The organism is Deltaproteobacteria bacterium, assembly GCA_016180855.1.
In the GTDB taxonomy this organism is placed as follows: Bacteria; UBA10199; UBA10199; order JACPAL01; family JACPAL01; genus JACPAL01.
Genome location: JACPAL010000002.1, coordinates 269,030 through 281,085, shown reverse-complemented (window position 1 = coordinate 281,085; position 12,056 = coordinate 269,030). Strand labels below are relative to the sequence as shown.

The 12,056-nt window shown below is 50.8% G+C and carries 10 protein-coding genes; 7 read left to right on the top strand and 3 right to left on the bottom strand.

Features of this window, described 5'->3' with window-relative positions; genetic code table 11:
* The first annotated feature begins 115 nt into the window (after positions 1-115).
* Both HYT77_01400 and HYT77_01395 read left to right on the top strand, forming a co-directional pair.
* Positions 116-895 carry an enoyl-CoA hydratase/isomerase family protein gene (locus HYT77_01400; GenBank protein MBI2066655.1) on the top strand — a complete coding sequence of 260 codons (780 nt, stop codon included), beginning with the start codon at positions 116-118 and terminating at the stop codon, positions 893-895.
* A gap of 3 nt (positions 896-898) precedes the next feature.
* The gene (locus HYT77_01395; protein MBI2066654.1) at positions 899-2,437 is read left to right on the top strand and encodes an alkaline phosphatase D family protein; all 1,539 of its coding nucleotides are present in this window, start codon (positions 899-901) and stop codon (positions 2,435-2,437) included.
* Here HYT77_01395 and HYT77_01390 read toward each other — a convergent pair.
* Genes HYT77_01390 through HYT77_01380 form a run of 3 tightly spaced genes read right to left on the bottom strand, consistent with a single transcriptional unit; the run spans position 2,434 to position 6,988 of the window.
* Complete coding sequence (locus HYT77_01390) at positions 2,434-3,771, bottom strand: SpoVR family protein (protein MBI2066653.1); 1,338 nt, start codon at positions 3,769-3,771, stop codon at positions 2,434-2,436. The two genes, HYT77_01395 and HYT77_01390, sit on opposite strands and share 4 nt — an antisense overlap.
* 5 nt (positions 3,772-3,776) lie before the next feature.
* Positions 3,777-4,883 (bottom strand): DUF444 family protein, encoded by a 1,107-nt coding sequence (locus HYT77_01385; protein MBI2066652.1) that lies wholly within the window; start codon positions 4,881-4,883, stop codon positions 3,777-3,779.
* Between the two features lie 26 nt (positions 4,884-4,909).
* Entirely contained in the window at positions 4,910-6,988 is a 2,079-nt protein-coding gene (locus HYT77_01380) for a serine protein kinase (GenBank protein MBI2066651.1), read from the bottom strand.
* A 144-nt stretch (positions 6,989-7,132) separates the two neighbouring features.
* Between HYT77_01380 and HYT77_01375 the strand changes: the two genes are divergently transcribed.
* The 5 genes from HYT77_01375 (at position 7,133) to HYT77_01355 (ending at position 12,044) form a co-directional block, all read left to right on the top strand.
* Entirely contained in the window at positions 7,133-7,885 is a 753-nt protein-coding gene (locus tag HYT77_01375; GenBank protein ID MBI2066650.1) for a YggS family pyridoxal phosphate-dependent enzyme, read from the top strand.
* Positions 7,886-7,887: 2 nt separating this feature from the next.
* Complete coding sequence (locus tag HYT77_01370; GenBank protein MBI2066649.1) at positions 7,888-8,715, top strand: pyrroline-5-carboxylate reductase; 828 nt, start codon at positions 7,888-7,890, stop codon at positions 8,713-8,715.
* On the top strand, positions 8,712-9,026 hold the full coding sequence (locus HYT77_01365) for a YggT family protein (protein MBI2066648.1): 315 nt from the start codon (positions 8,712-8,714) through the stop codon (positions 9,024-9,026). Before HYT77_01370 ends, HYT77_01365 begins: the two co-directional genes overlap by 4 nt.
* Before the next feature lie 175 nt (positions 9,027-9,201).
* Positions 9,202-9,606 (top strand): hypothetical protein, encoded by a 405-nt coding sequence (locus HYT77_01360; protein ID MBI2066647.1) that lies wholly within the window; start codon positions 9,202-9,204, stop codon positions 9,604-9,606.
* Positions 9,597-12,044 (top strand): serine/threonine protein kinase, encoded by a 2,448-nt coding sequence (locus HYT77_01355; protein MBI2066646.1) that lies wholly within the window; start codon positions 9,597-9,599, stop codon positions 12,042-12,044. The genes HYT77_01360 and HYT77_01355 overlap by 10 nt, the downstream gene beginning before the upstream one ends.
* Positions 12,045-12,056 lie beyond the last annotated feature (12 nt).

Below are 12,056 nucleotides of genomic sequence, written 5' to 3'. Positions count from 1 at the left end.
CAATCGCCTAAGTACTTCGACTCGTAATGACTATGACGTATGTACAAAGCCAAAAAAATCAACAAAATTCTGTTGATTGATTTCTACAATATGGGAAGAGACAGGCGGGCTTAAGATGACGTTTCAAGACATCCTTCTCAAATCTCACAATGGAATTGCCACCATTACGATCAATCGCCCGGACAAACTGAATGCCTTTCGGGGACAAACAATCATGGAGATGGAAAGGGCGATCCGGACGGCTATAAAAGAGAGAGAGGTTGGCGTTATCGTCATCACGGGTGCCGGCAACAAGGCGTTTTGTGTGGGAGGAGACATCGCCGAGATGAACGATTTATCCGCAAAGACCGGCCGTCTCTTTGTCACAAAGCTCCTCAAGCTCGCAAAGAGTTTCATTGCCTCCCCCAAACCGATCATCGCCAAGGTCAACGGTTACTGCCTTGGCGGTGGTAATGAAATCCAGCTCTTCTGTGATCTGACAATTGCCAGCGAAAAATCGGTCTTTGGTCAGACAGGCCCCAAGGTCGGGAGTGCGCCGCTTTGGGGAGGGACCCAAATCCTCCCGCTCTTAGTCGGCCCCAAAAAGGCGCATGAGATCGCCTTTCTCTGTCATCAATACCCGGCCCGTGAGGCCCTCGAGATGGGACTCATTAACAAGGTAGTCCCGGAGTTGAGTCTTAATTCAATCACGGAGCTAATCTGCCGCGAAATCCTGGAGAAGAGTCCTCAGGCGATTGCACTAGCAAGGGCCTCCCTCTATGAGGGGCTCCTCACAAAGATCGAAAAGGACCTTAAAAAATTACCAAAGATCTATGGCAGCCCTGAACTGAAGGAGGGGATGTCTGCCTTTCTCGAAAAAAGAAAACCGGACTATTCAAAACTTAAGGGGGATTAAAAAATGCACTTCCTAAAAACCCTGTTTGCCTTGAGTCTTGTTGTCTCAATGTTTCTCTCTTCCAATTCATCCTGGGGGAAAGAGGCTAATCCCAACAAAACTCCGCTTCTCCGGCGGGCCCCCATCATCGGTCTGATCCAGGAGGGGAGACTCCCGATCCTCGTGAAGGGACGGGAGAAGTCAAAGGTCCGGATTCAGTTCCGGGAGGCCGATTCCGACAAGGTCTCTGCCACTAGCTGGTATCCGCTGAAGTCCAAAAATGATTTTACGGCGAATCTCTGGCTCTCTGAAGTCAAACCGGCAACCTCCTACGAATATCAGGTTGAATTTGAAAAAGCACCGCCGACCGATTGGAAAAAATTCAGGACCCTCCCGGCTTCTTCGCAACCTGGCAAGCTCCGTTTTGCCTTTTCCTCCTGTTTGCGGGAAAAGTACCGACCCCACTTCATCTTCGGCTTTCTGAAGGAAGAATCACTCGATTTTATGGCCCTGCTGGGGGACAACATCTATGGCGATTATGACGGCAATCTGAACGATATTGATAAAATCAAGAGAGACAGGGGCTACCGAGAGAAACTTTTGCAGGAAGGGGAACCGTTACCACGCGAAGATTCCGTCCTTGAATCGTTCCGGCAAAAATATCAGAGAAATTTTGACAAGCATTTTCAGGAAATGAGCGCTGCCCTTCCAATTGTCTCCACTTGGGATGACCACGACTTTGGTGAAGATGGCTCCGATGGAACCTACCCTTATAAAGAGATCTCGAAACAGGTCTTTAACGAAACCTTTCCCGTACAACCTTACCTGGAGCCTGAGGGGGGACTCTACTATCGATTTTCTGCCGCCAACGTCGATTTTTTCGTTATTGACAGCCGATGGTACAAATCACCGATGGGCCCCGATGGGCCGGAGCACACACTCCTCGGAGAGAAACAACTCCAATGGCTTCTTGAGGGGCTCAAAAAATCAGAAGAGGCCGGTCATCCTTTTAAAATTATCCTTTCAAGCATGTCCTGGAGTGACACCGGAGGGGACCGCTCCAGAGACAAAAAGTGGTTTGACAACTGGGAGGGATACGCGGAGGAACGCAAGAAGGTTCTCGATTTTACCCGGACCCATCAGATTCGTGGGGTCTTTACGCTGTCAGGGGACCAACATTTTCCCTCCTTCAATGTCTTGAACTGGGAGGAGTCGATGAAACCTCTTCAACAAAGTCCCAATTCGGTTCTGTTTTCTTTAGCATCGAACCCCACGGCACTTTTCGACCTCTCCGCCTCTCCACTCGACTACAAACGGGCTGTTGGAGAGACGTTGCCTCCCGGGGTTACCCATCCCGGCATCCGCGAGATCTACCGCATCCCTTGGGCCATCAAGGGCCATCCAAGCGAACCGTACCATGCCAAAAAAATCGCCTCGATCTACGCCCTTGTTGAAACAGACACCGCAAGTCCCGTCCCGTCCGTCACCGTGACATTCAAAGAGCTTGATTTTGAGGAGGGAAAACTGAAGGAGCTCTACAAAATCCAAATTCAAGCTCCCTAGGTCATCCTCTGTTCGTGGTGCTCCTCCCCATCAAACGAAAATGATTTTGGAATCCCCTCAACAATTGTCTCGATATGAACCGGTCTCTTCCAGAGTGCCTGCAGGCTCAAGAGGGTCTCTTTGGCCCAATCAAGCCGAAGATCGACCCCCTCATGCAGATGCTTGAGGCCTAATTCGCCACGCCCCCCATAATTCCCATCCGTCACCTGGACAATCGGCGCCCCCATGTTGGTTAGACTCACAAGGAGCTTCTCCCGGACTTTTTTAAAGTCCCGATCGGTGATTTCATACGTCCCATTGGCCTGATTAAATCCGTAGACAAAAAAATTCTGGGCCTCACAAAATTCCTCCGTCAAGAATTCATCAATAAAGGTCAGGTCGTTGTGGAGGGCCCTGACCTTGAATATTTTCTCATGACCAAACCGTCGCTCAACATCCCTGAGTAGCTCCATGCCAAGCTTGTACGGATTGAGCTTTCCAGGCTGGGGGGAAACTGTCGCCGAGTGATGTTGGGCATAATCAATTATCTCACTGTCATCCAACACCTTTTCGGTCATTATTTTTGAATGCCAATAGGCGGCCCACCCTTCATTCAAGATTTTCGTTTGCGCCTGAGGAGCAAAATAAAGCTGCTCGTCCCTGATCATGGTCACGAGATCCCTCTCCCACTCCTCTAAAGAGGCATGGTTCCGAATAAACAAGAGAACATCCCTCTCCGGTTGAAGTGGAATTCGCTCAGACACCGAAGGGAGAGGTTTCCCCTTCATCCTCTCCAAGGAGTTCTCATCCAGCATCTTGGGTGGCCTGGCATTTTTTTGCCTCTCGGCAGGCCGGTGGATATCAATCAGATTTTCGAGCGAGAGACACCGGTCGATAAAACCCTCTACACGATCCAGCCCAAAACGATCGATATACCGATGCACCTTGGTCCGGTGGTTCCCCATGACATCAATCATTTTAGGGTTTGTCCCGGCGAAATAGACGTTGTTCTTAAAAAAGTCGGCATGCGCAAAGACATGAGCCATGACCATTTTTTGATCAATCATCCCGTTCGACTTGAGCAAATAGGCATAACAGGGGTTGTTGTTGATCACCATTTCATAGATACGGGAAAGCCCATAACGGTACGATTTACTCATGTGCTCGTATTCCATACCGAACCGCCAGTGAGGATACCGGCTGGGAAACCCTCCGTAGGAGGCAACGACATTAATTTCGTTCCAATCGAGAAGCTCAAAGACGACCCCAAAGAAATCGAGACCATAATGACGCGCATATCCCTCAATCCGTTGGCGCCACCCTTCCAACTCAGGGGTCAGTGTAGAGTCATCCATCGATGTCACTTCCCTTTACCCAAGAAATCCTTGATCGAGTCATAGACTGCCTCGCGCGACGAAATTTTGGAGGTAATCACCTGTTCCTCTTTCGGAAATTTCTCCGTCAAATCCTTCAAAAATTGCCCACTTCCGTATTCGCTCTCCACCTGGCCGTAACAAAAGACGTTCACATTAGGCAGAATCTCCTCCTGAAGCAGCTTGAGGCATTCCTGGGTATCGTTTCCGGACCAGTTATCCCCATCTGAAAAGTGGAAGGGGTAAACATTCCACTCGGACGAGGCGTAGCGCGTCTTGAGCATTTCCAGACAAAGTTTGTAGGCCGACGAGATGATCGTCCCTCCCGACTCGCGGGTCCGGTAGAACGTCTCCCGATCGACCTCCCGTGCGACGGCGTCGTGGACAATGTAGCGCGTCTCGAGTCCCTGATATTGGGAGCGAAGCCAGGTATCGATCCAAAACGACTCAATCCTCACAATCTCTTTCTGTTCAGTCCCCATACTCCCGGAGACATCCATCATATAGATAATGACGGCGTTTCTTTCGGGACGCTTTGATTCCCGCCAGACCCGGTAACGGCGATCCTCACGGACAGGGACAACCTTCGGATGGGAGGGATTATAGGAGCCGCTTAAGATCTGCCTTTTTAGCGCCTGGCGATAGGTCCTTTTAAAGTGGCGGAGTGATTCGGGTCCCGCCGTGCTGATACCGGTATACCGGTCTTTTTCCGCCATGATCGAGGCATCTCCCTTAGGGGCGATTTTGGGGAGCTCCAGCTCCTCACCCAGAATCTTCGCCAGCTCCTCAAGGGTCACATCAACCTCGAGGATATGCTCTCCGGGCTCATTTCCAGCCTTTGGTTGTCCCCCTTCCGCCTCACCAACTCCAATCACAGTGCCGGGTTCGCCATCCCCCTGCCCAACCCCCCCCATCTGCTTGGAGCCGAAGGCGAATCGAGGAATCTCAATCTGGGGAAGGGGGATGCTGATCACATCCTTCCCCTCCCGACCAATCAACTCCCCTTTTGTGATAAATTTACGGAGCTCTTTCTTGATTTTCCCGCGGATGATCTCTTTAAAGCGGGTGTGATCGGTATCAATCTTTACGAACATAAACAAAATGGTGGAACACCCCTACATCAACCCTTCCCCTTGACATCCCCTCTAGCAAAAATACTCGTGACGTATGTCATCACATCTTTGGCACAAACGTCACAGTAGCCGTTGTTCTTGATCAGGCGGCTCCGGACGACACCGATCTTCTCCTGGGTCGCCGGATCAACCACATTCGTCACAATACTCGCCAGCTTGAGGGAGTCCTTCTGGTCCTCAAACAGTTTGAGTTCCAGGGCACGACACAACCTTTCGTTAGTACGATAATCAAACACCCTCCCCTCCAGAGCCAGGGCACCGATGTAATTCATGATCTCCCGACGAAAATCGTCCTTACGCCCTTCCGGGATATCAATCTTTTCCTCAATCTGGCGCATGAGCCTTTCATCAGGCTCCTCGTACTGCCCGCTGTATTTGTTTTTCACCTTTTCGCGCTGGGTGTACGCCTTGACGTTGTCAATGTAGTTGCTGCAAAGCCGGCTGATCCCTTCTTCATCCGCCGAAACGGCCCTCTGGACCTCATTCTTGATGATATCCTCGTATTCGTCTTTGACAACCGTGAGCAGATCATGAAAGCGCTTCTTCTGGTCTTCGTTCTTGATCAGTGAGTGATGCTTGAGACCGCTTTCGAGTTCATTCAGCACCATAAACGGGTTGATGCAACCCTCGTCACGATCCATGACCAGCGTATTGGAGATCTTGTCCTGGATGTAACGGGGTGAGATCCCATCCAATCCCTCACGCATCGCCTCCTTGCGAAGTTCTTTCACCGTCTCCTCGGTGTAACCGGGCAGTTTTTGTCCATCATACAACTTCAGTTTTTGAAGGAGGGTCAGATTCGCCTTCTTCGGCTCCTGAATACGGGTCAGAACGGCCCACATCGCCGCCATTTCAATGGTATGTGGTGCGATATGCTTTCCCTGAATTCGTTGCGGATTAAAATCCCTACCATAGATTTTCTTCTCTTCATGAAGCTTGGTAATGTAGGGAACATCAACCTTCAAGGTCCGATCCCGGAGCGCCTCCATATACTCGTTATTCTGCAGCTTGCGATATTCCGCCTCATTGGTGTGCCCGATAATCACTTCGTCAATGTCGGTCTGCGCAAATTTCTTTGGCTTGACCTTGTGTTCCTGGGAGGCCCCCAGGAGGTCGTACAGAAAAGCGACATCGAGCTTCAGCATCTCAATAAACTCAACAATCCCCCGGTTCGCGATGTTGAATTCCCCATCAAAATTGAAGGCACGCGGATCTGAATCAGACCCATACTCCGCAATCTTCCGATAATTGATATCGCCCGTCAGCTCCGTGGAATCCTGATTTTTTTCATCCTTGGGTTGAAAGGTCCCGATGCCGATCCGGTCCTTTTCCGAAAGAACGATCCGGCGCACACGGATATGACTCGCCAGCTTGGTCCAATCTCCACGGTAATAATCACTGATCTCCCTAAATAGAAAACGGCAGGGAGGACAGAGATCTCCCTCAACCCGAACCTTCTGGGATTCGGGCAGATTTTCGTTCACTTTCTTCAAAAACTCCTGTCGAATATCGGAAGGGATAAGCCGCAACGGATCTTCATGCATCGGACAGGGAAACCGGTCGGCGGCACCGAACAACGACCGATCGAGATCCCCTCGGAGCCAACTGAAGGTGTAAACTCCCCCCTGAGGGGTGCGGGAATAATGTTCAATCCCTTTCTTCAGAAGCCTGACAATGGTGCTTTTAGAACTACCCACCGGGCCATGCAGGAGGATGACCCTTTTTTCCGGGCCATACCCATGAGCAGCCGCCTTAAAGATATTCACCAACTTCATGAGGGGGATATCGAGACCGAAAATCGCATCCCGACCGTTATCGAGAGGATCCGAGAAGAACCGGTAGCGATTCACCTTCTTCTTGTGATCCATGTACTCCTCAGATCCATGGAAGAGGATCATGTCGTAAATCCGCTGGAAGGCCGACCGGGCGACAGAGGGAGTTTTTCTCACAATCTCCAAATATTCTTCCATCGTGCCACTCCAACTGAGGTCGGTGTACTGACGTGCATTATGAAGCTCCTGAATGTAATTCAGGACATCGTTGTTTGGTGCCATGGATCCCCCCATTCTGCCTGCTCTTCACCCTCTCAAGGTGAAATCAAAAAACAATCCCCCCCTGCCATATCTTGCTTGAGAAAGAGCGGTGAAGATGTGATGAACTCTTGCGTACAGGAATTATAACAACCGGTTGATTCGATGTCCACAAACTTCATGGCCGAACGGCTCGAAATCGTCAGAAAAAAGATCGACACGGCGTGTCAGCGGTCGGGCCGTTCTCGGTCGGAGGTGAGATTGATTGGAGTGGCCAAGGGACAACCGAAAGAAAGGTTGTATGAAGCGGTTCAAAGTGGCCTGCTCGATATAGGAGAGAATTATGCACAGGAGATGGTCAATCATTGGGGAGCGCTACGCCTGGAGGATGTTACGCCCAAATCGAGGGCGCACCCAGCGGCACCCCTACACCCGATAGAATGGCACTTCATCGGCCATCTTCAAAGAAACAAGGTCAAACAGATCCTGCCACTGACTTCCGTTATTCACTCCGTTGATTCGCCAGGACTCGTAGATGAAATTGATAAACAGGCGGGAAAAACAGGAAAGATCCAGGCGGTTTTGATTGAAGTTAATCTGGGGGGAGAGAAATCGAAATCAGGAATTAAAATCGGGGCTCACCAAGGGACGCCCCTGCAAGAAATGGTTCTTGCAATGAATGGATATGATCATATTTCCTTGCAAGGCTTTATGACACTCCCCCCATTCTCAGAAGATCCCGAAAAGACGCGTCCTTATTTTCGTCAATTGCGAGAGATTCGAGATGAAATTAATGAAAAGAGACACTATAAAAGCCTTCTGGGGCACCTCTCTATGGGGATGACCAATGATTTCGAGGTGGCGATTGAAGAGGGGGCAACGATGGTTCGAATTGGAACGGGGATTTTTGGAATGCGTGAAACAAAAAAATGAGGATGAGAAACATCAAAATCGGCTTCCTCGGGGCCGGTAACATGGGTGAGGCGATCCTCGCCGGTCTCATCCGAAAAAAAATATACCTTCCTCAAGAGATCGGCATCACCACCGCCCATACCAAAAGGAGCCGGGAGTTGCAAAAAAAATACAATCTCCGCCTCTTTTGCTCCAATCGTGAACTGGCAGGGACCACCCCCATCCTGATTTTAGCGGTGAAACCTCAACAGATGTCTGCCGTATTAAAAGAGATTGCGAGCACTGTAAAAGCGAGGAGTCTGATCATTACCGTCGCGGCGGGACTCGACATAAAGTTCTACCGTCACTCTCTTGGGGACAAAATCCGGTTAATCCGGGCGATGCCAAACACCCCTGCAAAGTTGGGTGCAGGGATAACCGCCCTTTACGCATCTGGCGTCTCACAAAGAGACAGAAAAACAGCCTATAAAATCTTTTCCGCCGTCGGAAAATGCCTGTTCATCTCGAAAGAGGGCCAGATGGATGCTGTTACGGCCCTCTCGGGCGCAGGGCCGGCGTTCGTTTACCTGTTTCTTAATGCCCTCATCGAGGGAGGGAAAAAAATGGGATTGCCCCAGGAAACCAGTAAAACGCTTGCCTCTCAAACACTGATAGGCGCCGGCTTGCTGGCAGAGCAAGGCAACAGACCGTTGCAAACGCTTATTACGAATGTCGCCTCCAAAGGGGGAACGACCGAGGCAGGGCTCCGCATCCTGCATCGTTATCATTTTCAGAATATAATCGAGAAAACTATTGAGGCGGCCACGAAACGGGGTCGCGAACTAAGAGAAGAATTTGGGGAGTTAACATGATCGTCCTTGGTTACCTCTTGCAGACGATTGCGCGAGTTCTTGACTTCTTAATCGACATGTACACCTTTATCGTCGCCATCGCGGTGCTTATCAGCTGGGTACGACCAGACCCGTATAATCCAATCGTCCGCTTCCTCTATATGGTAACCGAACCATGCTTCAGATTGGCACGCCGATTGCTCCCCTCATCGCTCCGCTACAAGACGGGGATCGACTTCTCGCCGATCCTCGTGTTCATCCTCCTGATTATTGCGGACACAATGATAGTCGGTCTCTTGAGAGAGGCAGCGGTATCTATCCTATCAAAATGACAGGCAAAATTGTCCGTTTTCTCGGAAAAATCATTCTGATAAATTTTCTTCAATGATTAGAAAAGGTTATTGATCTTCGATTCATATTAACCTAAAATGGTGACAAAAGTCCCAGAGGTGGTGGAGACAAGAGACCCAACCTGTTATTGATTTTTTTTAGAGGGGGTAGACATAGATGCCGATTGATAGAGTTATCGACAGGACTGACCCAAACCTCCAACGTGTCGATCCTTCAGGAGATCGCAAGGGAAGGAGGCAGGATCAGGAACAACAAAAAAAGGAAAAAGACAAATTTGAAAAAAAACCTTCCCGGTGGCGACGCCTCCTGTCATCGGAATCGCGCAGTGCGAACAGCTCCCTGCTCACCCGGAAGGCAAGACTCAGAATAAAAACAACTTCGACTTCAGACGAGATGGAGGAGGAGAAAAGTCTGACTTTGACGGAAAGGTTTTTCGTCGTATGGGGCATCTTGGATGAAGAGGGGCGACCGAGGGCCGGTGTCATTCTGACCTACGCCCTCGTCATTGGGACAATGATCGCCGCCCTCCTTCTTATTGTGGGAATGAGTCTATGGCAGTAGAAGGCGTAACAACATTTGAGCCAAAGCCGTTCGGCCGGTACGTCCTCCTCGACAAACTCGCTGTCGGCGGCATGGCGGAGATCTACAAGGCGAAGACCTACGGGGTTGACGGCTTTGAAAAATTGCTCGCCATCAAACGAATCCTTCCCCACTGCGCGGCTGACAAGGAATTTATCAGCATGCTGGTCGATGAGGCAAAGCTGACCGTACTCCTCTCTCACGCCAACATCGTCCAGGTTTTTGATCTGGGTAAGGTGGGCGATGACTACTTCATCTCAATGGAGTACATCAACGGCACAAACCTCCGCGAAGTGATGCGCCGCCTTGCAGAGCAGGGGGAAAAAATCCCTGAAGAGACCGCCGTCTATGTCATCAGCGAGATGTGCAAGGGGCTCGATTATGCCCATCGCAAGACCGACACACAGGGAAATCCACTGAATATCGTCCACCGGGATATCAGTCCCCAAAATATCCTGATCTCTTACGAAGGTGAGGTGAAGATCGTCGATTTCGGTATCGCCAAGGCGGCCATGAACGTCTCCCACACAATGGCCGGAATTCTCAAGGGGAAGATCGCCTACATGTCTCCCGAACAGGCGTTGGGAAAACCGCTCGATCACCGAACAGACATTTTTTCGGCCGCTATCATGCTCTATGAGATGCTAACCGGTGAAAAACTGTATTCGGGCGAGAGCCAGTTTGAGGTCTTGAATAAAATCAGGACCACCCGCGTCACTGCCAATATGCTCCCGGAGCAGATTTCAGGTCCCCTCAAGGCGATCCTCGTCAAAGGCCTTGCCTATTCATCCAAGGATCGTTATCAGAATGCCGGCGATTTTCAGCTCGACCTGACGAAACATCTCTACTCTACTTACATTGACTTCTCGCCGAGAAACCTCGCCGCCCTCGTCTCCCGGCTCTTTGCCCAAGAACTCAAAAAGAGGGAATCCGCCCCGATCATCGATGAAAAGACAAGATCCGTCCTGATTCGCCAGGCGGCCCAAGCCCAGGAAGAGCTCGTCGTTCATGGGGCAACGCCGCAAGCAACGGCGATCACTCAAAAGACGGCCGCTTCCGTCGCACCAAAGCTTGAAACACAGAAAAAAATCGGACGGGCCGCTGTTATCGGCGGTCTCACCGCCCTCCTCGTGGTCAGCGGATATCTGGGTTATCGCTTTTTCGCGCAAAAGGAGGCGCCACCACGCCCTCCCAAGACAATCTCTGAATACGGAAGTTTTCAGATCTTCACCCAACCGGTCGGTGCTAAGGTCATCCTCAATGGAGGCGAGACGGGCCTTACCACACCGGCCAGTCTGGACAAACTTGAGCTGGGCAAACAATACGAAATACGCCTGGTCAAGGAGAACTATCGGGAATTTGCCAAAAAATTTACCGTCACCTCGACCAAACCGATTCAAGTCCAGGAAACCTTGTCGGCACTTGACCTCGGTACCATTTCAATCAGTTCGAATCCCCAGGGGGCAAACATTTTTGTGAACGGAAAGGAGACCGGCCTAAAAACACCTACCTCAGTTGAAAATCTGGAAATCAACAAGTCATACGACATCAAGCTCATGCTCGCGGACCACGCCGAATGGAATGGATCAGTGGAGGTCAAAGGGTTCGATCCGGTCAAGCTGGCGGCCACCCTGACAACGCTTCCCAAGTCGATCATTCAAGAGCCGATCAAGCCCCCTCCCCCACCATCGGATGAGAAGAAAGTAACCCCAGCCTATGGTCAGATCGATGTCACCTCGGATCCGCTTCAGGCAAGAATTCTTTTGAATGGCCGGGATACCGGACAACTGACACCAGCCACCTTGAAAAACATCGAGGCGGGAAAAGGACAGTCGATCTCCGTCATCAAAAAAGGATATGAGGGATGGAGTCGAAAATCGGTCATTGTCGCCTCGGGAGAGACAACCCGTCTGGTCGCCTCACTAAAAAAGGAGCCCGAAGAGGTCGTCAATCCACCCCCACCGCCCCCCCCTCCTCCTCCGAGTGGAGGACTGGCAATCCTGCAGGTCAGTTCCGATCCAGTTGGCGCGGATGTTTATGTCAACTCGGAGTACAAAGGAACGACGCCCGCCACTATTACCGATGTACCGACAAGCGCCAAGCTCGTCGTGACCAAGGCGGGTTATCTAAAATTTATCCAGCAGTTGAACCTCAAAGCGGGTGAGACCCGTTCACTGGGGACCGTCAAGCTGGAAGACCTCTTTGGCGAACTGAGCCTAAACTCCACACCTCCTCAGGCCAGCATCTATATTGACGGTGAGCTGATCGGCGTAAAAACACCCGTAACGATCAAAAAGGTGCCACGCGACAGTAAACATTCGGTCAAGCTCGTCCTGGAGGGATATCAACCGTGGGAATCGGTGGTTGATCTGAAAGAGCAGCCCACCAAGATGTACAACGTAACCCTGGAAAAAGAATGAACCTCTGAAGGA

Bases quoted from the DNA above. Each gene is read 5' to 3' on its own strand.
- HYT77_01375 (MBI2066650.1), top strand. From the start codon at position 7,133: ATGGCCGAACGGCTCGAAATCGTCAGAAAAAAGATCGACACGGCGTGT.
- HYT77_01385 (MBI2066652.1), bottom strand. From the start codon at position 4,883: ATGTTCGTAAAGATTGATACCGATCACACCCGCTTTAAAGAGATCATC.
- HYT77_01395 (MBI2066654.1), top strand. From the start codon at position 899: ATGCACTTCCTAAAAACCCTGTTTGCCTTGAGTCTTGTTGTCTCAATG.
- HYT77_01380 (MBI2066651.1), bottom strand. From the start codon at position 6,988: ATGGGGGGATCCATGGCACCAAACAACGATGTCCTGAATTACATTCAG.
- HYT77_01370 (MBI2066649.1), top strand. From the start codon at position 7,888: ATGAGAAACATCAAAATCGGCTTCCTCGGGGCCGGTAACATGGGTGAG.
- HYT77_01390 (MBI2066653.1), bottom strand. From the start codon at position 3,771: ATGGATGACTCTACACTGACCCCTGAGTTGGAAGGGTGGCGCCAACGG.
- HYT77_01360 (MBI2066647.1), top strand. From the start codon at position 9,202: ATGCCGATTGATAGAGTTATCGACAGGACTGACCCAAACCTCCAACGT.
- HYT77_01365 (MBI2066648.1), top strand. From the start codon at position 8,712: ATGATCGTCCTTGGTTACCTCTTGCAGACGATTGCGCGAGTTCTTGAC.
- HYT77_01400 (MBI2066655.1), top strand. From the start codon at position 116: ATGACGTTTCAAGACATCCTTCTCAAATCTCACAATGGAATTGCCACC.
- HYT77_01355 (MBI2066646.1), top strand. From the start codon at position 9,597: ATGGCAGTAGAAGGCGTAACAACATTTGAGCCAAAGCCGTTCGGCCGG.